The organism is Streptomyces odonnellii, assembly GCF_000981895.1.
Taxonomy (GTDB): Bacteria; Actinomycetota; Actinomycetes; order Streptomycetales; family Streptomycetaceae; genus Streptomyces; species Streptomyces odonnellii.
The window spans coordinates 1-20,550 of record NZ_LATD01000157.1 but is presented as its reverse complement, the minus strand read 5'-3'; the positions used below and the strand labels follow the sequence as shown (position 1 = coordinate 20,550).

Here is a 20,550-nt window from a genome sequence, read left to right as displayed (position 1 = left end):
GCAACCGGGTGACGAAGAGCGACGACCGAGCGAGAAGGGGGCACGGCCCGCATGACACAGGCGACGCCCACCCCGACACAGTCCGCCGGGTTCGGCTTCCCTCTCGTCCGCAGGACCGGTTATCTGCTGAACAAGGCCGGGTCGATCCTCATGGAGGACGCGGAGCGCGCGCTTGCGGAGCAGGGCATGCGCCTGCGCTACTTCTACGTACTTGCCGCGCTGGAAAGCGATCTGAGCCTGTCCCAGCAAGATCTGAGCCGGCTGCTCCACCTCGACCCCACGACCATGGTGGCTCTCGTCGACGAGATGGAGCGGGCCGGCCAGGTGGAGCGGCGGCGCAACCCGTCAGACCGCAGGCGCTACATCCTGCGGCTGACGGACGACGGCCGGGCGGCGCTGGAGCGGGCGGGGCGCGCCGTGGACGCCGTGGAGCGGGACTTCCTCGCGGCCGTACCCGCGGAAGACCGCGAGCGGCTGCGGGCCCTCCTCGGCGAACTGCTCGCCGGCCGTTGGCCGCGCGTGATCGCCTGCGAGTGAATCCGGTCCGCGACCTGGTGACTCCCGGCTTCGGTGAAACCCGGACCAGAAGGCTAATCGGAAGCCCGCGCGCGAACGGAATCCGAACCGCGGAGATCGAACCGGAACTGGAGTTAATGAATCCCTTTTTGAGGATCAATTGAGTTTGATCTGTGGAGGGCGTCACACCTTTCATCATGCTTTCTCCAAGAGCTGCCCCCGTGTTAGCCTACTTTCGTCCGGGCCGCGCGGTCCGGACACGGGGGAAGGTTAAACGGGGAATGAACTTCATAGAGAACGGCAAGGACAGCAAAGAGTTATTCTACGCATCTCTGGAAAGCTGTCTCGGGTCGGGCAGCTCGCGCTTTTTCGGAAGCGGATACAAGCGTGTCACACAGACCCTCACGGACGTCACCACTGACGGGAGCCCCCATCCGGGTGCACTCGTCACCGCGCGCGGCACGCTCACGTACCCGCGCGACTGGTCCCGCAAATCGAGCGTCGGCGATCTGAGGCCGCATCTGAGCAGCATCGACGCGCTCGTCCTCGCCGCCAATCTGGCGGAGATACACCTCGCCCGGGCCTTCGGTCTGAACCCGGCCGAGCGGCGCAGGATCTGGCTGCGTCACACCGACGTACGGGCCGGGAGCAGCCCTCATGAGGAGCTGGCCGACTTTCCCGTACAGGGCAGGCTCCTCACCGTCGAAGGATCGTCCGCGCAGGACTCGACCCTGGCCAGCACGTTCGAGTGCCGGGTCGGGCGGCTGAAGGTCCGCTGCACCCTCGTGCACGAACCGGGCGACGGAGCAGGGGAACCGGCCAGGTACTCCGACGAGAAACAGGCTCTCGGTCCCGCGCACGCGCGTCACTACGGCAAGGGCTACAAGCAGCGCGAGCAGCACGCCGATCACGTCCGCGTCGACTTGGCCCGGCAAGAGGTCCGCGTGCTGCGGCACGTCGTCGCCGAGGGCGCGGAGGCGGACCCGGACACCTGCGGAGCCGAAGCGGCGTACGGGCCGTCGGTCTCCCTAGTCGACGCGATCGTGGGTGTGGCCCAGCTCGCCCAGATCCTGCTCTACGCGCAGGACGGCCTGGATCGGGGCGACAGCGACACCCTCTGGATGCGGCGCTTCGTCATGACCGCGCGCACGCCGGTGCGCCCCCTGGGGCGCAGCTTCGTGCCGACGGTGCGTACCGCGAGCAGCCGGCTCCTGCCCATGGGCGACGCGCTCTGGCGCACCGCAGAACTGGCGGTCGACGACTTCGCCGGAATCGGCGGACGCTGTTGGCTGGCCCACCGCCTGCCCGTCGCCGCGTAAACGGCATACCAATTACTCGCTAAATCTCTGTTTCCGATTCTCCGGAACGTACGGTCCGCCGACCCGGTGATTCGGCATGCGCGAAGTCGAACTTTTTCGCGCACATTTCGTGGCAGAAAAACGGGGGAAACACATCAATGCGCTTTACGCCCACGCTCCGGTTAGGAGACGTGCTCGTCATACTCGAGGGACCGGCCCGCGTGCTCTGGAACGAGCCCGCCGTCGAGCCCGGAAGGAGAAAATGGACCCCGACTGGACTGTGGCCGGACGAAGAACAGCGCGCCCTCCTGCGCGAGTACCTCGACGACGAACGCCCTTTGCTCGTCCTGCTGGACGACGCCCACCGTCGCCTGCCGCTGCTGCGCGAGGAGTGGCAGGCCGCCCCTCGCCGAGTGGTGCGCGATCTCGTGGCTGCTGGCCGTGTGGATCTCGCGGACGACGAGGACGAGGTCGTCGAGGTCCGGCTGCCGTTCCTGGACTGGCTGCCGCAGACAGACCGTGAGCGCGCCGCGCGCTTCCTCGCGGAGAGCGACGCGGCGCTGGCCCGCACACCGATGGCGCTCCTGCCGCCGCTGCTGATCGAGAAAATCCGGCTGGGCATGCCCCAGAGCCCCCGGTTCGCCCGGCGGTTGCTGCCGAGCGCGTTGACGGCGGACCGGTTGGAGGCAGCCGTGGAATACCTGTTCGCCGACGGCGGGCGCCCGTGCGCGGCGTCGACGAGCCGCGAGGCGGTCCGATGAAGCAGCCGCCGCAGCACACAGAGCCCCTCGACCCGGTCCTCAGCCAGCGGGACATCGGCCGCCTGCTGGCCGAGACCGCCACGCGCAATCTCGCACGGACCCGCTGGCGTCGTCCGCACCGGCCCGACACCACTGCCCCTAGGAGCGGTTGATGGGACGCTCGGTCATGGTCACCGGCGGCAACCGCGGCATCGGACTCGCCGTGGCCACCGCCCTGGCAGCGGACGGCGACCGCGTCGCCGTCACCCACCGCGACACCGCACCGCCCGACGGACTGCTCGGCGTCCACGCGGAGATGACGGACGCGGAGAGCATCGACGCGGCCTTCGAGAAGGCCGAAACCGCGCACGGGCCGGTCGAAGTGCTCGTCGTCAACGCGGGCATTACCCGAGACACGTTATTCCTGCGCATGGACGAGCAGGACTTCACCGACGTCGTCGACGTCAATCTGCAAGGTGCCTTCCGCACCGTCCGCCGCGCGGTGCGGGGCATGGTGCGGGCACGCTGGGGGCGGATCATCCTGATCTCGTCCATGACGTACGCGTACGGGGCGCCCGGACAGGTCAACTACGCGGCGGCGAAGGCCGGAATGCTCGGTATGGCCCGCTCGCTCGCCTGGGAACTCGGCCCCCGGAACATCACCGTCAACGTCGTCGCGCCCGGCCTGATCGACACGGCCATGAGCCGCGCGATCACCGACCGTCGGCGCGACCACCTGCTGTCCATCACGCCGCTCGGCCGCGCGGGGGATACGGCTGACGTCGCCGCCGCCGTGCGCTACCTCGCCGGTGAGTCGGGCCGCTTCGTCACCGGAGCCGTCCTGCCGGTCAGCGGCGGCCTGGGCCTGGGCGGCTGACCCCCTCCACTCCACACCCCGGCCGCGGCCGGGCCATTCACGACGGGAAGAGAACACACCATGGGGAACACGAGCATCCCGGCCCCGAGCACACCCGCCCCCGACGTCCCGCAGCGCGGTCTACACCTGGCGATCTCGGGAACGTACTCCAGCGGCAAGAGCACCACGACCGAGACCCTGTCGATGGCGACGGGCATCCCCCGCACGCACGCACTGACCTCGCGCGAGATCCTCCTCGACCTCGTCCCGGGCAAGCAGGTCCAGGAACTGAGCGCCATGGAACTGACGATGCTCGGCCTGCGCCGGCTCGAGGAGCGGATCCACAACGAGTCGGGCAACGGACCGTTCATCTCCGACGGCTCCGTGATCCACGAGTGGATCTACGGTGAGGCCCGCATGCGGGTCGGCATCAATCCCGGCGCCAACCTGCTCGTACGCACGGCAAAGAATGTCGCCGGACTGCCGGTCAAGCGGTTCTACCGCCAGTACATGGACGCCTACGGTGCCGTCGCCAAGGCGCGCGCCAAGCGGATCTACGACGCCTACGTGCATCTGCCGGTCGAGTTCGAGATGAAGGCCGACGGCCACCGGCCAGTCTCCGAACCCTTCCGCAGGATGTCCGACGAACTGCTGATCGAGACCCTGAAGGAGTTGGAGATCCCGTACCACGTGGTGGGCGGCAGTGTCCGCGAGCGCGTGGAGCGGATCGTCGAGATATTCGGCCTGCCCCTGGTGATGCCGCTCGACGAGGCAATCGAACGAGCTGGCGCGAGCGTACGCGAGGCCACCCGCGTCCTGGAACAGGACGCCCGCTTCCACCAGGCCCAGCGGGTCAAGTCCCTGCGGCGGCGCATCTCGTACGCGATGCGTTTCTGACGGCAGCGACCGCTCTGGCGGACGGGACGGGCCGGTGTGCGACCCACAACGCGCACCGGCCGGTGTCGCGCTCCAGACCCTGCACTTGCCGCACTGCGCATCGGACTCGCCGCAGCCTGACCCCACAGCACGGTTGGACCTGGTCGAGGACCGCTCCAAGCAGGCCTTCAAGACCTGGCTCGCCGAACGCCCTCAAGACTGGCGGGAGAATGCCGAGGTCATTGCGATGGACGGCTTCACGGGATTCAAGACCGCTGCCGCTACCAGCGCGTGATCGCCGCCTACCGCGAACCCGACCGGGCGAAGGGCCGTCAGCTCATGACCAAGCCCATGGACTCGGTCAGCACCGGGGTCCGGCCGCGCTCGTCGAGGTCGCCAGCCCGGGACGGACGCTGAAGAAACGAGCCCCCGACGGCTGGCCCACTTCGACCGTCCCGGCACCAGCAACGGACCCGCCGAAGCGATCAACGGCCGACTCGAACACTTCCGTGGCTCCACACTCGGCTTCCGCAACCCGACCAACCACATCGCCAGATCCCTGCTCAAGACTGGCGTCAGGCGGGACTGTCAAAGCGAGCGGCTGGGGGCCGTAGTCGGTGGTAACGCTGGGTATCTGTCAGGGCAGGAGGATGCGATGGCGGAGAAGGTCGAATCCGGCGCGCCCGTGCCTCTGTCTCCTGATCCTCTTGGTGCGGGTGTTGACGCCTTCGGTGTGGCCGTTGTGGTAGGGCAGGGTGAGGCCGGCGTCCACCGCGGCCCGGTCGATTTCGAGACCGTTTGTGAGACTGCGCAGGTGGGGCAGGTCGGCGGCACGGGCCGCCGCGACCCACTCGGTGAGTTTCACGTCGTTGCCCGCAGCCGGTTTCAACAGGGCGGCGAAGCCGCGTACCAGATCAGCGAGTGCGGTCATCTCCGGACAGGCCGCTGCGATCTTCTCCAGCAGGGTCGTTTCCCTCGGACGCAGGTTTTCGGGGTCGGTGAACAAGAGGCGGCTGGCGTGACGAGGGGTTGTGACCGGGCGGTCGCCTTCAGCACGGCCCTGGTTGAGATAGCGGACCAGCAGGTTCGCGCTGCCGGTGCAACCCAGCTCCCCGATCTCCCCTAACAGGTGGGTGACAGGGACTGATGTAGACCTTGTTCCAGCGTTCGCGCGTGGTCTGCTCGTGTACTCCGCCGGGGCGGTGCGGGTTGATGGTGGCCCAGCAGCCGGCGTGCGAGCGGACCTCAAGCAGGACTTTGTCACAGAGATTTCGCCAGAGGTGCCATCGGTCGCTGACCTGCACCGCGTCGGGCAGGGCACGGCGTACGGCCTCGGCGTAAGTGGCCGAGCCGTCACAGCACACGACCTCGACACCAGAATGTTCGCGCAGCCAGGGCTCCAGCATGGCCGCCTCGCGACCGGTCTCGGCATCCGTGATGATCGTGGCGTAGCGGCGACGGCGGCGCAGGGCGAAATCGTCCACGCCAATCACCCGCAGGACCGACTGCGCTGGAGGATCGAGCACGACTACCGCGAGATGAAGCAGGCCCTGGGCCTGGCCCACTTCGAAGGCCGCACCTGGAGAGGCTGGCACCACCACGTCACCCTCGTCTCCGCCGCCCACGCCTTCCGCACCCTCCAGCGCATCACCCGGTCCCCAAAAGAGACGGCGCCGGCCTGAGCCTCTACAAGGTCGCCCGCGAACTGCAGTCGCTCCTCGCGGTCTGGACCGGCGCCTGCCCCACCTGCCACCGCAACATGCCAGAACCGATACCAACCTGACCAAGCCCTACTAGGTAGTCGTTATTCAGGCCAATCCCGTCGTGCCGTGGAACAGCGCCTTGTCCTCAACGATGCGGACGGCAGCACGGGGCCCGGCGTCTGAGTGCGTGTTTCGGACCTGGGGACTGGTCAGGGGTTCGCGGTGACGAGTGCGCTTCCCAGGGGGGTAAGGGTGTGGACCACTGTGTTGCGGTGGCGAAGAGAGACGATCAGGTCCGCTTCCCGGAGGACGGCGGTGTGCTGGCTGGCGGTGGGCGGGGTGACACCAATACGCCGGGCGAGTTCACCGGTGGTGCATCCGTATTCGATCACACGTAGTGCGGCGGCTCTGCTGGGCCCGAGCAGGCGGACAAGTGCGTCTCCTGGAGTGCGTTCGGTGGGGTCGGCCCACCAGCCGGGCTCCCTGGTGACGGGGTAGACGAGGACGGGCGGCAGTCCAGGGTCGATGAAGGTGACAGGGGTGCGGTGGCAGATGACCGAGGGCACCAGAAGCAGGCCGCGTCCGGCCAGGTGCTCTCCTGGTCCGTCGCGGTCAGCCTCGACCAGATCATCCCTGCCGAAGCCCTCGGCACAGTCGTGCAGGGGACGGTAATGCACGACTTCGCCGACTACGCCGAGGAGGCCAAGGAGAAGGGGTCCTGGTTTCTGCTGAACCTGACAGTGCCAGTGGGCAAGATGCTTGACTGGTTCATCCGCCACTTCCCCGGCGAGGCGTACGCCACTATCGGGGAGATCCAGCGTCAGGCCCACACGACGTGGAACGTACCGCCGACCGACACGCTACGTGCCCTGCGCAGGGACCTCTCGCTCGACGGCAAGCTGACCGACGAGCAGCGCGCAACGTACTTCGCGCTGCTCAAGCCACACGAGGACGTCGACTGACCTGGCGCACATGAACAGCGGGGGCCGGCGCCAATGTCAGTGGCTCCGGCCCCTTCGCGTGACTGTAGCCTCGGCGCAGCGGTCTCCGGTGTCGGGTTATCCCGACACGTCGGGCTCGCCTTGTCGGGATAACCCGACGCTTTCCGGACAGCCGCTCGGCGAGCGCGCCGACAGCTCGCCTTAGAGGTCGTCTCGTTTGGTTTGCTTTTCGCGTTGGAGCGTCATCCAGTTGCTGCGGTGGGACAGGCTTACATGCCGCGTTTCGGGCTGCTCCAGGGCTCTGGACGTTCGGCGGCAGTCATCGGGAGCCTGCGTAGTTGCACCTGGCCGGGATAGAAGGCGGAGCTGTTGGGGCCAGCCATATCCTCGCCGATGAGGTAGCGGTAGAGCCATTCGGCGAAGCTCATGCGGTGCTGCGACCAGCCGCCTTCTCCGTCCTCGACGAGGAGCCACGAGGTGTCAGACGCAGCAATGAGGAAGATCGTCTCTCCTCGGTCGGTACTCGCGATCGGCCACAGGCCGTCGCGGGTGCCGAAGTTCAGCTCCTTGAGTCCGAACAGCAGGCGAGGGTCCTCGTCCGCGTCGAGGTCGCCCCAGGACACCTCAGACCAGGCACGGATCGTATCCCGTATTCGCTGGCCCAAGTTCCACCGCTCGGTCGCCGGGCGGGAGAGGGACAGATGGCCGTTGAGCTCGATCGGAGCGTATGCATCGACGAGAACCTGATAGTCGGACGGCAGTCGTACGTCGAACTCTGCGTGGAGTCGGTCCCACGCCGACGGGTCCGCATAGCGGTTCTGAGCCGGTCCGAGCATCGCCGTGACGGCGGCCAGATAGTCGGGCACGGGCTACCTCGCTGGTGTACTCACACGGCCTCGGCGTGAAGAAACAGTCCGAGGCCCTGGTGGGGCAACTGGTTACGCCATGGATCATCTCAGCCTCGGCACCTCCTTCGGTCAGGCCACCAGCCTGCGGTAACAGATCAGGGTTGCGGCGATGCCAGCGAAAGCCAAGAAGTGCGCGGCCTTGCGCTCGTAGCGGCGGTGCAGGCGGCGACACCCGGCCAGCCACGCCACCGTGCGCTCCACGGTCCAGCGGTGGCGCCCCAGCCGCGGGGAGGACTCGATGCCCTTACGGGCGATGCGCGGCGTGATGTGCCGACAGCGCAGCCACCGTCGCAGATGGTCGTAGTCGTACCCCTTGTCGGCATGCAGCTTTGCGGGCCGGCGTCGACGCGGTCCACGGCGCGAGCGGATGGGCGGGATGCCGCGAACGAGGGGTTGCAGGCCCTGGCTGTCGTGCATGTTTGCGGCAGAGATCCCGATGGAGAGGGGCAGCCCGGTCCTTTCAGTGATCAAGTGGATCTTTGATCCCTTCTTACCGCGATCTACGGGATTCGGACCCGTAAGGTCCCCCCTTTCGTTGCCCGCACGTTCACCGAGTCGATTGCGCACCGCGACCAGTCCAACTTGCCGCGGGCGCCGAGCTCGTCCAAGACCAGGCGGTGGAGCTTGCCCCACACCCGTGCCCGGCTCCACTCGGTAAACCGCCGGTGTGCGGTAGGCCCCGACGGGCCGAAGACCGGCGGCAGCTGCCGCCACGTACAGCCTGTCGTGGCTACGAACACGATCGCCGCCAGCACTTGCCGATCCCCATACCGACGTCGGCCGCCACCCTGCGGGCGTACCGGTGCAGCCGGGACCACCCGCTGGAACAGCTCCCACAATCCGTCCGAAACCAGTCTTTCGGCTATCGCCATCACGGCAGTCAGCCTAGTGATCAAGCCAGTTGAGACGATCTCTTAGACACCAGTGAAGGGGCCACTTGGGAAGACACGGCGTCGGCTCCCCGGCGCCAGGCTGTGCGTCAGGTCCATGCGTCTGCGGACGCGTCGCCGTAGGGCGCGGTTTCTGATCACACGGAAGGGAAGAGCTGTTCGCGCACCCATTCGGGATCGGGGTTGGTGTGGGGCTGGCCCGCCACGACGACGGTCGGCACGGTCTCGTTGCCGTCGTTGGCTGCTCTCACCACTGCCGCTCCTGCCGGGTCGCGCCAGATGTTGACCCAATGCAACTGGCGGGCGCTGCGGCCCAGCCGGATGCGCAGTCGTATGCAGTACTTGCAGCCCGGTCGCCAGAAGACGATCGGTCGTCCGTCGACCGCGCTGCGGCGTTGTGCCTCCTGCGCACCGATCGGCCTCGGGAAGATCAGGGGTGAGTTCATGCTGGCGAACGCCACGAACACCAGCAGGAGTGCTGCGGCTGTGCCAGGGCTCCCCTTCAAGACCTGCGCAGTCGCGACGGCTGAGCCGCTGAGCACAAGCAGCATCGGCAGGATCCAAGCGCGCATCATGGTGATGCAGGCTATCGATGAGTCGAAATGCTCCTCGAACTGGGCCGCTCGCCTGGGTGTTCGCCGGACGCTGAGGCGGCCTTTGTCTGATCAGGCGCTCCGACCAAGGATGCACGTGACCACGACCAAGGCCGTGAAGGCGAGTCTGCTGCCTGATCATGTTCCGGGTGAAGCATTCGCGAAAAGCGTCACGCTTCCGGGAGGACTTATTCGACTGTCCGACCGCTCGCGGGGCGAACTGTTCGACCTCACGGACGCGCTGCTGTGTGCGGACGGGCCGGTGAGGGCGCCGGTGGACCTGAACGTTGGTGGCTGAGCACCGGCGCGGCACGGCGCCATGTACGTCGCCCTGACGCCCTGAACAGCGGGAACATCGACGTGCACCGGCTGCGGCAGGTACTGGCCGGCTTGCCCATGCCGTAGGCCAGCGACGGCCGCCTGGTCCTCGCGGCCGACGTCAGCAACTGGCTCCGTCCCGACGCTCCCACCAGCGCCGATCGCCTGTTCTGCCACGTCGACATTCCTCCTTAGACGGTGTCCTACATGGTCAGTTGGCGGTTGTGCTGGGCATGGGGAGTGGACGGTGGGGATGGATCGTTCCGGACGGCTTGTGGGAGTTGGCAAGGCCGTTGCTGCCAGCGGCGAGGGTGCGTCCGCAGGGCGGTGGAGTCGCGAGCATCGATGATGAGGCAGTGTTTGCCGCGATCATTCACGTCCTGGTCAGCGGCTGTGCCTGGCGGGCGCTGCCGCCGTGTTTCGGAGCGTCGAAGTCGACCGTGCATCGCCGCTTCGTCATTTGGTCCCGCGCCGGAGTTTGGGGCCGGCTGCATCAGAAGGTTCTCCAGTTCCTGGACGGGCAAGACCTGGTCGACCTGTCGCGTGCGGTCCTCGACTCCGCTCGTGTCCGCGCTAAAAAAGGGGGGCGAACTCACTGGTCCGAGCCCCGTGGACCGGGGTAAGCCCGGTTCCAAGATGCATGTCCTGTCCGACGCGAACGGACTGCCCTTACGGGTCGGGCTCTCCGCGGCGAACACCCACGACAGCCTCGCTCTGAAGCCGATGCTGTCCCATTTCCACATGGGACACGGATCCCACGCAACCGATTCCAAACCTGTGCGCCTTCATGCAGACAAGGCGTACGACATCCCTCACCTGCGGCGATGGCTATGGGGCAAGCGCATCGGCGTCCGCATCGCCCGCAAGGGCATCGACTCGAGTGAACGACTCGGCCGCCGACGGTGGGTCATCGAACGCACCATGTCCTGTCTGACCGGCTACCGCCGTCTCAACCACCGTTATGAGCGGAAACCAGGCAACTACCTCGCCTTTCTCGGACTGGCATCCGCTCTCTGCTGCTACAAACGGTTCCTCAAACTGACCATGTAGGACACGGTCTTAGCGGCCAGCTTGTCGAAGACGGCCCGCGGCTTCGGCTCGCTGTTGGGCAGCTGCTTGTCGAAGACCTTCTTCCCGGCCGGAGTCAGCCCGTGCCCGTGATGGGCACTCTTGCCGACGTCCAGGCCGAGGAAGACGCCCACGTCGTCGATGTCGTACAAACCATCCTCCGGAACAGGGTTCGTGCGGTGCTGGCCAGGGCGTTGGCGTCGTATGCGCGCATCCACGTTATGCAGACCTACCGCCCGCGGGATGCCGGGCATTGCGCCAGGCCAGGCGGTAGTCGGACCTCTCATCAGCGTCTCCAACGACGCCTCTCGGGCCCGGTGACACCACCCCCCAGGTCATACCTTCGACAGGGGGAACAGCCATGCCGGGCCCCGAGGCCAGCGGCCCTCCTCCAGGACCGCGAAAAAGATAACGGGGGACGCGGACTGGCTGGGGCACGTGCTGCTCGGTGTAGCCGAGCATCCGGGAAAAGGCCCGCCACACCCGGGCGTCGGGAACGGATCCGACCGCGGCGTGGTAGGCGGCGAGCAGATCGCCAGCACCTGCGGCGAAGCGCCACCAGTACAACGCACCCTCGTGGCGGTCGACGGTGTACAGCAGAAACGCGAAGGTACGCGCTCCCACCCGGTCGTACTCGACGACCAGTTCGCACATCCCCCACCAGCTCACTCACACACCGTCAACGCTGAACCCAAAGCGTTTCGGATCAATAAGTAATTTTCTATTTCACACCAAATGACACGTAGTCATAGCGGCCATAGTAGGAGTCGGCTGCGTATGCATTGACCAATCGAGGACCGCGCCACATCGTGATCTTTTCATAAGTAATGGGCAGGTAAACGGCATTCTCGGAGACTTTGCGGTTGATCTGCCGGTAAATTATTCCCGCCTTGATCGGATCTCGTTCGACAATTGCATCGTCGAACAGCGCGTTGATCTCCGGATCGTTGAGTTCACTGTGGTTGATGTTAGCCGCCTCCAGGATAAATCGCCCATCGGCCAAGGGTCGCAAGAAACCTTGACCGGTTGGAAAATCGGCAGCGAAACCCCAGAGGATGATGCCGTACCCTCTATCCTTCACCGCCTTGGGTGACTGAAATACTCGAAACGTTGCGGCGCCGTCAATCGGGTCGATCGTGGTGGTGATATTAACTTTCCTCAGTGCCTTCTTCAGGGCTGCAGCGGTTTCCAACTCGACGGGTATGTTCTTGCGCACGGCAATGGTCGTAGAGAAGCCGTTCGGTTTGCCGCACGCCTGGAGTTCCTTCTTGGCTTTTTCAAGGTTCGGCTTGCCGTTGTTGTCGAGCACGCCATAAAGATCGTAGGTTCGGTCGGAGCCTGCAATGGACAGAGGGAGCATATTCGGGGCGATATCGCCGCCAACGATTGGTCCACCTCGGGCCGTTTGAAGCTCCTTATGGTCGACAGCGAAGATGATGGCCTTGCGGCAGTGAACATTGTCCAGCGGCTTGACTGATTTCGGAAAGGCTTGCTGTCCGTGGACGTGGGTGCAGGCTAACTTTATCTGGGCTGAAATTCTCTAGGCCAGCGACGCGGCCCACATAGCTCAAAGAGATCCGCAGCCCGTCGATTTCGCTCAGCGGGGCGATGTCAGTAACGTTTCCCAGTTGCGCGTGACAGTTGATGAAGATTCTTTCAAGGTTAGGGAAGAACCGAGGAACTAAATCTAATTGCATGTCTGAATGTAGGGGAATCAGTCGGAGATAAGTAATGCTATCCATGGGGACAGCCCTGGCGAGATTGTATTTCGAAACACATAGTTCCGCCAGGCGTGGAAGCGTTGAAATTTCCTGCCACTCTGCAGATTCAGGCACGGAATGGATTACCAGTTCCCTTAGCTGCTGCAGCCCTGAGATGCCGGCTAGTGATGTTTCGGCCTTGGTGCCCAAGGTCAGCGAAGTAAGATTGTCCGGCGCCGGCAACCCCGCCAAACTTTCCCACGGCAAGCGAGTATGGAGCGTGAGTTCCGTGAGGGCGGGCAGGGAATTTAGGGCGTCAAACGAAAATTCTTCTGGAAAGTCGAGCAGACTCAGATCGGTTAACGGAAGACCTGCAAGGTCCTCAAGGTGTCTAAGGTGATTGCATCCGGCAAGGGTGAGCTCTTCCAAGGCGCCGAGTTCGCGAATGAATTTTAAATTCCTGAGCAACTGACCAGTATAGATCTCTAATCTTTTAGTTTGCCTGGGTGAGAGGTGCTCAATGATCTCGTCTTCGGTAAACGCTTCTTCGAACGTGACGCTGGTGACGGGCTTCAGGATACGCAATGCGTTGCGCTGATCGTCAGTCTTTACCTCCCAATGCAGATGGTCTCTGACGGGGAGCAGGATGTCTTGTGCGTACTGGTAGGCATCGAAGTGCTCCCAGGCCTGGACCAGTTCGTGGGTTGCCGAGAAGGAAGGCGAGGACTCTACGAAGTGCTGAAGGAAGGCGTAAGCCTGGTCGCCGCCGATGGCGGCGGCAGTCATGACGACAGCGTCCACTTCATCGTCTTCCAGACCCTGGGGCCCTGGTAGTAAGTCGAGAATGCCCGGTCCCAGCGCGGCAAGTGCGTCCGCTTCCTCATCGGAGCGGGGAGGCATGAGGGCGCGCGCACGTTCCTCAACCAAACTGCGGGCATCGGGCTCGATTTCGGTGGCGTAGTGCAGGCTGGCTGTTGCCAACAGGTGGAGTCTGGCCCGATATTCGCCCTCGACGTCACCGCGTTCGACGAGGCGGCGTAGCAGGTCAGCGCTCTCAAGTGGCCGGGCGTGGGCGACGCCCATGCGTATGACGTCCTCCCACTGGTCGTCGTGAGCATTGTTAATCAATAGCGGAAAATCGTGGGCTTCAACGGCCGCCTTGGCTCCAAGGTAGTCCTGAAAAGTGCGGTGCACGAAGTCGATGGTGTCCATCGTGGGCTGACGCAGGAGCCCGCTGCGGCTGACCAGGTGCGCCAGGACCTGCTCGGCGGTACCTTGCTCGGCCACCGCCTGCATAGCCGGCAGCGCGCCGTCGACCAAGGCCAGCGTGGTGGCACGGTCCATCTCGGTCTGACGGTTGCGGATGAGCCAGTAGGCCAGACGCTGGAGAAGTTGAACGCTCTGGTGCTCGGTGAGCTGAATGCCCTCCGGCAGGTCGATACTGCGCTCGCGGTCACGTCGGACCAGCAGCATTGACAGTGCGGCCTCGTAGAGCTCCATACGGCTGTGGGGCAGATGCCCGCGGCGGTCCCGGTGCAGCGCACAGATCAGCGCACACATCAGCGGTGTGCTGGACAACTGCGCCAGGTCACGCTGAGCGCGTACCGTCACCCGGAGCGTTGCTTCGAGACCGTCCAAGTGTGAGCGTTCGGCATCGGTCGCCGCGCTGTGCCGGGCGGCAGTATGCCACCGCCCGACGAACAGCCCCGTGTCGGTGGCGCTCATGGGCCGTACCGACAATTCGGTGAATCGCGAGGAGGCGAGCCAGCCTTCGGGAACGGCTGAAGGCCGCGTGGTGACCACGAAACGCGCCTCCGTATATGCGGCCAAGAGCCGCTCAAGCCAGTCCCGCGTGGCGCTCCGCTGCTCCTGGGGGACCTCGTCGATCCCGTCAACCAGAACGAGTGCTTCGCCGCGAGAGAGGGCACCATCGGCCCAACCGTCAGGCTGCGAGCTAGCTAGTGGCGTCCCGACCGCGGTCAGGAATTCATGAGGCTCCGGAAGAGGCCCACGTCTCACGAGAGTCCGCAGTGGCAGGACGAACGGTATCCGTCCTTGCCAGTCGGCCAGTTCTTTTGGCAGCTCATCGCGCGCCGTGGCCACGGCCAGCCACTGCAGTAGCGTCGTCTTCCCACTCCCGGCAAGCCCTCGGAGAAGTACCCGGCGGCAGTTGGCCAGCGCGTGCTCAGCGCGCTTTACCACGAGAGTCGGCCGGTCCGCTTCCTCGTCGGTTCCGGGCCAATTCTCCGGCCGCTGTGACAGCTCCAGACTCAGGTACGCGGCGTCAAGCGGCCAGCTCGCCCGCTCCGGCTGGCTCAGATCCAGCCCCACGACCGTCAGTTGAGAATGCCGCTCCACCACGTAACTGCGGTACCGGTCCTCGAACGAGCGCTGCACAGCCGGTCGCACCGACCTACGCTGGGCCTTCTGCGGAGATCCCGAAGGAGCGTCTGAGGCGTACGCGGCCTGGCGTAAGGCGAGCAACGGCTCCACGTCCGTACGTAACGCCTTCGCCAGTGCCACCAATGTGGCTTCGGACGGCAGCGTGTGACCGCTCAGCGCCTGGCTGACCGTTGTCCGCCCCAGTCCAGTCCGTTGCTGCAACCCGCCTACCTGCAAACCCCGCTGCGCCCTGAGCCTCCGCAAACGCTGCGCCAGCTCCGCCAACGGATCGCTGTTCGCGTCCCCCATGTTCCGCCTCTCCGCCCTCGGGTGACCGTCTTCATCCATCTTTGTTCGGCCTGAACCCCGTTGAACGCCAAACCCGCGAAATTCATCGAACCACCGTCACCCACCACTCGGGAAAAGGCATGAACACTTCATCCGCTCACCTGGCGCTTCTGGCCTTGCTCCTGGCTGTCGTCGCCCTGTTCTGCGCACTCGTAGGCGCCGCGGCCGGCCTGCTCGCCCGCATTGACGGAGCCACCTACCCCGCGGCCCTGCTCCGCGGAGGCTTGGCGTTCGCGGGCAGTGCCACCTTGTCCCTGGCGCTGCTGACCTTCGTCAACACAGCGCTATGAAACCCACGATGGTACCGGGCACGCTCCTTGGTGTGCCCCGGCAACCATTACGGCGGTTCGAACACAGAGCAATTTCCTCGCGCCTGCTCTGGCCCAGAACACCGCCGCAAGGTGGCTCGGCACTGGCTCGCGAGTGGCTCACCTCTGGCCCGTCAACCGGATGACCTGGACGAAGGAGCCCAACTCCCGAGTTCAGGCCGCACCTGCCCACGCAATCTCCCGCACATCGGGGGTTCGAACACCCTGGGAGGCGATGACAATCCGGTCCGGTTGCTTCTCTATTACTTCTCGTCAGCACGAGACGGATCCGGTCCCCGCTCCCCCGGCGCCCTGCCGATGCCCGCCACACCGTCTCGCGGTCGAAGCACCGCTCGTACCCGTTCCGTCTCTCCTCTGCCGACCTCCATCTGGCTCCCCGCCCCCGACCAACCCAACGCCGCGCCCGCTCCTGGCCGCGTGCTGCCGGACTGGGCCATCGAGAAGATCCGTACCGAGTTCACCCGCCGCCCAGGCCGCCTGCCCTCGCCCCTGCTCAAGGTCTCCATCCGGGACGCCGCACCCGGCATGGACGCCCGTTCCCGCTGCACCACCTACACCGGCAACCCCGAGGACACACCCAGCGGGACACCGGTACTGCTCGCCGAACTCCAGCCAGACACCCTGCCCGAGGGCCCCCTGGCGTCGGCTGTGAACGAAATGCCCGGGGCGATGGAGGACGGATGGCCCGGCTTCTTCTACCGCGCGCACCGTCTCCTGCCCGCTGGTGGTCTGCTCCTGCTCGCCACCCGCCAGCGCCGCGACACCAGGGGGTTTACCGACCCGCTCGGCTCACTTGTGGCCGCCGCACGTACTGCGGGCTTCCGTTACCTCCAGCACATCGTCATCACCCACGCCCACGCTGTCGAGGACCAGCTCGTACCCGACCCGCCTGCCGATGCCAGCCCGGGGGTCACGCACAGCGATCTGGTCGTCCTGTCCGCGATTCACCACGCCTGAATGCCGCAGGAGTTCACCGTGCCCTCGCTGATCTCGGTGTGGAACACCGCCTCCACCTGCGCCCGCGTGCAGCGCAACGGCCGCTACGTGCCCGGCTCGGCCGCCCACTCCGCCAAGATGCTGCCGAACCTGGCCGCGCACGCGATCCGCGTCTACACCCGCCCCCGCGATCTGGTCCTCGACCCGATGTGCGGTATCGGGACCACACTCGTCGAGGCCATCCGCCTCGGCCGCAACGCACTCGGCATCGAATACGAACCCCAGGGGGCCAGACTCGCCGCTCTCAACGCCAGATGCGCTAACCAGGATCCGGGTGCAGTTACCGGCACGGTCCTCTGCGGCGACGCCCGCCACCTCACCAGCCTCGTTCCTGCGGTGTTCCATGGCGCGGTGGACTTGGTGGTCACCTCACCGCCCTACGGAAACTCGGTGCACGGCCATCTCCGCTCCACCCGGGAGACCGGCGAACGCGGTTTGGTCAAGAGGGACTTCCGCTACAGCCGCGACCCGGCCAACCTCGCCCATGCCTCCACCGACCGGCTCCTGGAAGCCTTCACCGAGATCCTCACCCAGTGCCGCCGCGTCCTGCGCCCCGGCGGCACCGTGGTCGTCACCACCCGCCCCTGGCGCGAACGCGGCGAACTCATCGACCTGCCCTCCGCCGTCCTCGCCGCAGGCCAAGCCGCCGGACTGGTTCCCGCCGAACGCTGCGTCGCACTCCTCGCCGGCATCCGCGACAGCCAGCTCGTCGCCCGGCCATCGTTCTTCCAGATGAAGAACGTCCGCCACGCACGCCGCCTGGGCATCCCGCTCTCTGTGATCCAGCACGAGGACGTGCTGATCTTCACGCAGCCCGAACCTGGGAGACCTACGCGCAGTTGAGTGGCAACAGGCCGAACCCGTATGCGTGCTCACGGCAGGATTCCCCTGCCAGGACCTCTCCGTCGCCGGCCGGCGCACCGGGCTCGCTCCCGGCTCCCGCTCCGGCCTGTGGCACCACATCGCCAGCGCCATCGAAGCGCTCAGCCCCTGTCTGGTGGTGATCGAGAATGTCCGCGGCCTGCTCTCCACCCGAGCCGGAACCCACCCCCTTCGCCACATGGAACCCTGCCCGCAGTGCATGGGAAGCCCACCCGCTCCACCCTGTATGCGGGCACTGGGCGTGCTACTCGCAGACCTGGCCGACCTCGGGTATGACACGAACTGGACATGCCTACGCGCCTCTGACATCGGAGCCCCACACCGCCGAGAACGCGTATTCCTCATCGCCTGGCCCGCAACACCTGCACGACCAGCCGCTGTTCAAGACACCGACAGCCAACCTCGGAACCAACGGGGGCTCCCAGCACCCCGACAGGCGGCGGGCAGGAGGGCACGGCCCCACCCTGGCCGACGAAGTCGAACACCTCCTGCCCACGCCCAGGGCCAGCGACGGTGCCAAAGGCTCACCGAACCAATGCCACGGCGACGGCAGCCCCACCCTCGCCTCCACTGCGGCGACGCTCGCTGCCTGTACGCGGGCCACGGACACGGCACGGGACGAGAACGAGTGCCTGCTGCCCACCCCGACCTTGTCGGACGGGAAGGGCGGTGTGGGCACGACCCCGAAACGCGAAGGCGGCATGAACCTGCGGACGGCTGTCACTCACCTGCCCACTGGTGGGGGCACTACCTGCCAGCCATCCGCCGATGGGAGCACGTGACCAACCGTGCCGCGCCCATGCCCACCCAGCCCGGCACACGCCGGCTTTCCGCCGGACTCGTCGAATGGATGATGGGCCTTCCCGAAGGCTGGGTCACCGAGAACGACGGGGTCTCCCGCGCCGCCCAGCTCCGCCTGCTCGGCAACAGCGTCGTTCCGCAGCAAGCCACGCACGCGATGAACCTCCTGCTTCCCGAATGCAGCTCACCTCGGCAGCGCGGTACCTGAACAAGAGGCGGGCGATGAGCGCCCCGTCTCCATCCGGCAGCCACCAGCGGCACGGCGCCGCAGCTCGCACGCACGCCTCAGCCGAGTGGGCGACCGCCGAACAGGTTCAAGAGCGTTCGCGGGCACGTGGCGTGACCCGGCACCTTGCCCGCGATACGCCGCCCGACGGATTCCGTGTCGTCGTGGTCCCGTCTTCACCCGAGCTCAACGTGCCGACCGCTGCCGCGCTGCTACGCGTCCTCACCCGTCACGTCTCCTCGGAGCCGTCGGATGACGCGGTTTCCGGCGTTGACGTCCTGACTGGCCCTCCGGGCGCTATCGAGCTATCCGTGGTCGACCACCGACCATCTACGGACAGTCCACGATGATGACCATCAGTGATCAACACCTTCCATGGCTCCGCCCTGGCCGCCCAGCACCACCCGCCGAGAACATCTCCGCACGGCCCACCGTGAAATTCGCTTTCAGCGGCCGTGTCTCCACCGAGGACAACCAGGACCCCGAAGCATCCCGGCTGTGGCAGCTCAGCAGAGCCCAAGCCCTCGTCGAACCCACTGGCGGGGAGATCGTCACCGAGTACTTCGATATCGGTCACAGCCGCGCCCTGCCCTGGAAACGCCGCCCCCCACGCAGCGGCCCTGCTGGCCGCTCTCGCCGAACCGGACCGCAGTTTCGACGCGGTCGTGATCGGCGAACCCCAACGCGCCTTCTACGGAAACCAGTTCGGCAACACCTTCCCTCTCTTCGTCCACTACGGCGTGCCCTTGTGGGTACCCGAAGTGGGCGGCCCCATCGATCCCGACAACGAGGCGCACGACCTGATCATGTCCGTGTTCGGCGGCATGTCCAAAGGCGAGCGAGGGCGCATCAAGGTGCGCGTGCGCGCCGCCATGGCCGCCCAGGCACTGATGGAAGGCCGCTACCTCGGCGGTCGGCCGCCATACGGCTACCGGCTTGTCCACCTCGGCCCGCACCCCAACCCGGCCAAGGCCGCCGACGGGAAACGCCTCTACGGCCTCGAACCCGACCCCGCCACCGCCCCCATCGTGGTCCGCATCTTCAGGGAATTCTGCGCGGCCTGGGTTTCTTCGCCATCGCCGAGGGCCTCACCCGCGACGGCATCCCCAGCCCCTCCGCCCACGACGCGGCCCGCAACTCCCACCGCGACACCCGCGCCTGGGCCAAGAGCGCCGTCCGTGCCATCCTCACCAACCCCCGCTACACCGGCCGCCAGATCTGGAACAGGCAAAGCAAGTACGAAGTGCTCCTGGACATCGACGACGTCGCCCTCGGTCACACCACCAAGATGCGCTGGAACACCCAGGACAAGTGGATCATCTCTCAGAAAATCGTCCACACACCGCTCATCGACGACGACACCTTCGCCCGAGCCCAGGACATCCTGAACTCCCGTACCCGCACAGGGCCGGCCCACGGCGTCCGGCGAACCCGTAACACCTACGTCCTACGCGGGGCAGTCATCTGTGCCGCATGCCGGCGCAAGATGCAGGGACACTGGGCACACGACCAGGCCTACTACCGCTGCCGCTACCCCACCGAGTACGCGCTCGCCAACCGCATCCACCACCCCCGCAACATCTACCTTCGCGAGACCTGGGTCCTCGCCCCGCTCGACGACTGGCTCGCCACGGTATTCCTGCCTCACCGCATCAATGACACCATCGAGCTCATGGCAGCCGCTGCCGCCCCCGGTCACGACTCCGACCGCGCAACCATCGAGCGAGCCCGCGCGGCAATCGCCGAATGCGACGCGAAACTCGCCACCCACCGCGCCGCCCTCGAAGCAGGCGCCGACCCCAGTGTCATCACCCAGTGGATCACCGAGACCCAAGCCCGCCGCGCCCGTGCAGAGGCAGAACTACGCACGGTGACCAAAGATCAGGGCGCCCGTATGTCACGTGACGAGATCGCCTGCCTCGTCCGCTCCATCGGCAACCTCGCCGCCGTCGTACGCCAGGCCGAGCGTGAGGACAAGGCTGAAATCTACCGTCAGCTCGGGCTCACTCTCACCTACGACTCCGGGAAACAAAAGGTGCTGGCTGAGATGGATCTCAACCAGCACTCTTCGGCACCCCGTGGGCTACCAGTACGTGTCCGAGGGGGGACTTGAACCCCCACGCCCGATAAAGGGCACTAGCACCTCAAGCTAGCGCGTCTGCCATTCCGCCACCCGGAC

19 protein-coding genes, 1 tRNA gene and 6 pseudogenes are annotated in these 20,550 nt (G+C 66.1%); 16 read left to right on the top strand and 10 right to left on the bottom strand.

The window, feature by feature from the left end:
- Nucleotides 1-51: 51 nt before the first annotated feature.
- From WH07_RS16050 to WH07_RS37590, 6 genes and pseudogenes are all read left to right on the top strand, one after another.
- The gene (locus WH07_RS16050; protein ID WP_046500576.1) at nucleotides 52-537 is read left to right on the top strand and encodes a MarR family winged helix-turn-helix transcriptional regulator; all 486 of its coding nucleotides are present in this window, start codon (nucleotides 52-54) and stop codon (nucleotides 535-537) included.
- Between the two features lie 260 nt (nucleotides 538-797).
- On the top strand, nucleotides 798-1,835 hold the full coding sequence (locus WH07_RS16045; RefSeq protein WP_046500575.1) for an AvrD family protein: 1,038 nt from the start codon (nucleotides 798-800) through the stop codon (nucleotides 1,833-1,835).
- Nucleotides 1,836-2,005: 170 nt separating this feature from the next.
- The gene (locus WH07_RS16040; RefSeq protein WP_046500595.1) at nucleotides 2,006-2,575 is read left to right on the top strand and encodes a hypothetical protein; all 570 of its coding nucleotides are present in this window, start codon (nucleotides 2,006-2,008) and stop codon (nucleotides 2,573-2,575) included.
- 151 nt (nucleotides 2,576-2,726) lie between these two features.
- Nucleotides 2,727-3,431 carry a 3-oxoacyl-ACP reductase FabG gene (gene fabG, locus WH07_RS16035; protein ID WP_046500574.1) on the top strand — a complete coding sequence of 235 codons (705 nt, stop codon included), beginning with the start codon at nucleotides 2,727-2,729 and terminating at the stop codon, nucleotides 3,429-3,431.
- A 60-nt stretch (nucleotides 3,432-3,491) separates the two neighbouring features.
- A complete protein-coding gene (locus WH07_RS16030; RefSeq protein ID WP_046500573.1) occupies nucleotides 3,492-4,307 on the top strand; it encodes an ATP/GTP-binding protein in 816 nt (271 codons plus the stop codon).
- Nucleotides 4,308-4,428: 121 nt separating this feature from the next.
- Nucleotides 4,429-4,860 (top strand): annotated as a pseudogene (locus WH07_RS37590) (transposase); the annotation flags it as partial.
- A gap of 63 nt (nucleotides 4,861-4,923) precedes the next feature.
- Here WH07_RS37590 and WH07_RS37585 read toward each other — a convergent pair.
- Nucleotides 4,924-5,782, bottom strand: a pseudogene (locus WH07_RS37585) (ISL3 family transposase); the annotation flags it as partial.
- A 6-nt stretch (nucleotides 5,783-5,788) separates the two neighbouring features.
- On the opposite strand from WH07_RS37585, the pseudogene WH07_RS16020 reads away from it, so the two are divergent.
- Nucleotides 5,789-5,968 (top strand): annotated as a pseudogene (locus WH07_RS16020) (IS701 family transposase); the annotation flags it as partial.
- 230 nt (nucleotides 5,969-6,198) lie between these two features.
- Here WH07_RS16020 and WH07_RS41155 read toward each other — a convergent pair.
- Nucleotides 6,199-6,555, bottom strand: coding sequence for an ArsR/SmtB family transcription factor (locus WH07_RS41155; RefSeq protein ID WP_052744409.1), 357 nt, complete (start codon nucleotides 6,553-6,555; stop codon nucleotides 6,199-6,201).
- On the opposite strand from WH07_RS41155, the gene WH07_RS41150 reads away from it, so the two are divergent.
- Nucleotides 6,535-6,951, top strand: coding sequence for a hypothetical protein (locus WH07_RS41150; protein WP_232788919.1), 417 nt, complete (start codon nucleotides 6,535-6,537; stop codon nucleotides 6,949-6,951). The two genes, WH07_RS41155 and WH07_RS41150, sit on opposite strands and share 21 nt — an antisense overlap.
- A gap of 248 nt (nucleotides 6,952-7,199) precedes the next feature.
- Here WH07_RS41150 and WH07_RS16005 read toward each other — a convergent pair whose 3' ends face one another.
- The 3 genes from WH07_RS16005 to WH07_RS15995 form a co-directional block, all read right to left on the bottom strand.
- Complete coding sequence (locus tag WH07_RS16005; RefSeq protein WP_052744407.1) at nucleotides 7,200-7,796, bottom strand: hypothetical protein; 597 nt, start codon at nucleotides 7,794-7,796, stop codon at nucleotides 7,200-7,202.
- 111 nt (nucleotides 7,797-7,907) lie between these two features.
- A protein-coding gene (locus WH07_RS16000) for an IS5 family transposase (RefSeq protein WP_232788924.1) occupies nucleotides 7,908-8,710 on the bottom strand; the annotation gives its coding sequence in 2 pieces (ribosomal slippage) (nucleotides 7,908-8,362 and nucleotides 8,362-8,710; 804 coding nt in all).
- Between the two features lie 155 nt (nucleotides 8,711-8,865).
- A complete protein-coding gene (locus WH07_RS15995; RefSeq protein WP_046500569.1) occupies nucleotides 8,866-9,303 on the bottom strand; it encodes a glutaredoxin domain-containing protein in 438 nt (145 codons plus the stop codon).
- Between the two features lie 109 nt (nucleotides 9,304-9,412).
- On the opposite strand from WH07_RS15995, the pseudogene WH07_RS41975 reads away from it, so the two are divergent.
- Both WH07_RS41975 and WH07_RS38860 read left to right on the top strand, forming a co-directional pair.
- A pseudogene (locus WH07_RS41975) lies at nucleotides 9,413-9,819 on the top strand (transposase); the annotation flags it as partial.
- A 53-nt stretch (nucleotides 9,820-9,872) separates the two neighbouring features.
- A protein-coding gene (locus WH07_RS38860; RefSeq protein WP_106409587.1) for an IS5 family transposase occupies nucleotides 9,873-10,689 on the top strand; the annotation gives its coding sequence in 2 pieces (ribosomal slippage) (nucleotides 9,873-10,214 and nucleotides 10,216-10,689; 816 coding nt in all).
- On the opposite strand, the pseudogene WH07_RS15990 reads toward WH07_RS38860, so the two are convergent.
- From WH07_RS15990 to WH07_RS15985, 3 genes and pseudogenes are all read right to left on the bottom strand, one after another.
- A pseudogene (locus WH07_RS15990) lies at nucleotides 10,680-10,859 on the bottom strand (IS110 family transposase); the annotation flags it as partial. The gene WH07_RS38860 and the pseudogene WH07_RS15990 sit on opposite strands and share 10 nt — an antisense overlap.
- A 569-nt stretch (nucleotides 10,860-11,428) precedes the next feature.
- Entirely contained in the window at nucleotides 11,429-12,142 is a 714-nt protein-coding gene (locus tag WH07_RS37560) for an ABC transporter substrate-binding protein (RefSeq protein ID WP_232788923.1), read from the bottom strand.
- Nucleotides 12,123-15,098: an NACHT domain-containing protein gene (locus tag WH07_RS15985; protein ID WP_079023267.1), complete on the bottom strand. Its 2,976-nt coding sequence runs from the start codon at nucleotides 15,096-15,098 to the stop codon at nucleotides 12,123-12,125. The genes WH07_RS37560 and WH07_RS15985 overlap by 20 nt, the downstream gene beginning before the upstream one ends.
- 119 nt (nucleotides 15,099-15,217) lie before the next feature.
- On the opposite strand from WH07_RS15985, the gene WH07_RS15980 reads away from it, so the two are divergent.
- The 5 genes and pseudogenes from WH07_RS15980 (at nucleotide 15,218) to WH07_RS41970 (ending at nucleotide 18,353) form a co-directional block, all read left to right on the top strand.
- Nucleotides 15,218-15,427, top strand: a complete 210-nt coding sequence (locus WH07_RS15980) for a hypothetical protein (protein ID WP_046500567.1) — start codon at nucleotides 15,218-15,220, stop codon at nucleotides 15,425-15,427.
- A 456-nt stretch (nucleotides 15,428-15,883) separates the two neighbouring features.
- Nucleotides 15,884-16,423 (top strand): hypothetical protein, encoded by a 540-nt coding sequence (locus WH07_RS15975; protein WP_232788918.1) that lies wholly within the window; start codon nucleotides 15,884-15,886, stop codon nucleotides 16,421-16,423.
- The gene (locus WH07_RS15970) at nucleotides 16,424-17,305 is read left to right on the top strand and encodes a TRM11 family SAM-dependent methyltransferase (protein WP_046500565.1); all 882 of its coding nucleotides are present in this window, start codon (nucleotides 16,424-16,426) and stop codon (nucleotides 17,303-17,305) included.
- Between the two features lie 25 nt (nucleotides 17,306-17,330).
- Nucleotides 17,331-17,636, top strand: a pseudogene (locus WH07_RS42140) (DNA cytosine methyltransferase); the annotation flags it as partial.
- A 486-nt stretch (nucleotides 17,637-18,122) separates the two neighbouring features.
- Complete coding sequence (locus tag WH07_RS41970) at nucleotides 18,123-18,353, top strand: hypothetical protein (RefSeq protein WP_332836358.1); 231 nt, start codon at nucleotides 18,123-18,125, stop codon at nucleotides 18,351-18,353.
- Nucleotides 18,354-18,922: 569 nt separating this feature from the next.
- Here WH07_RS41970 and WH07_RS41145 read toward each other — a convergent pair.
- On the bottom strand, nucleotides 18,923-19,315 hold the full coding sequence (locus WH07_RS41145; protein ID WP_232788925.1) for a hypothetical protein: 393 nt from the start codon (nucleotides 19,313-19,315) through the stop codon (nucleotides 18,923-18,925).
- Here WH07_RS41145 and WH07_RS37550 point away from each other — a divergent pair.
- Complete coding sequence (locus WH07_RS37550; protein WP_232788922.1) at nucleotides 19,294-20,484, top strand: recombinase family protein; 1,191 nt, start codon at nucleotides 19,294-19,296, stop codon at nucleotides 20,482-20,484. The two genes, WH07_RS41145 and WH07_RS37550, sit on opposite strands and share 22 nt — an antisense overlap.
- Here WH07_RS37550 and WH07_RS15950 read toward each other — a convergent pair.
- Nucleotides 20,466-20,550, bottom strand: a tRNA-Leu gene (locus tag WH07_RS15950). The genes WH07_RS37550 and WH07_RS15950 overlap by 19 nt on opposite strands.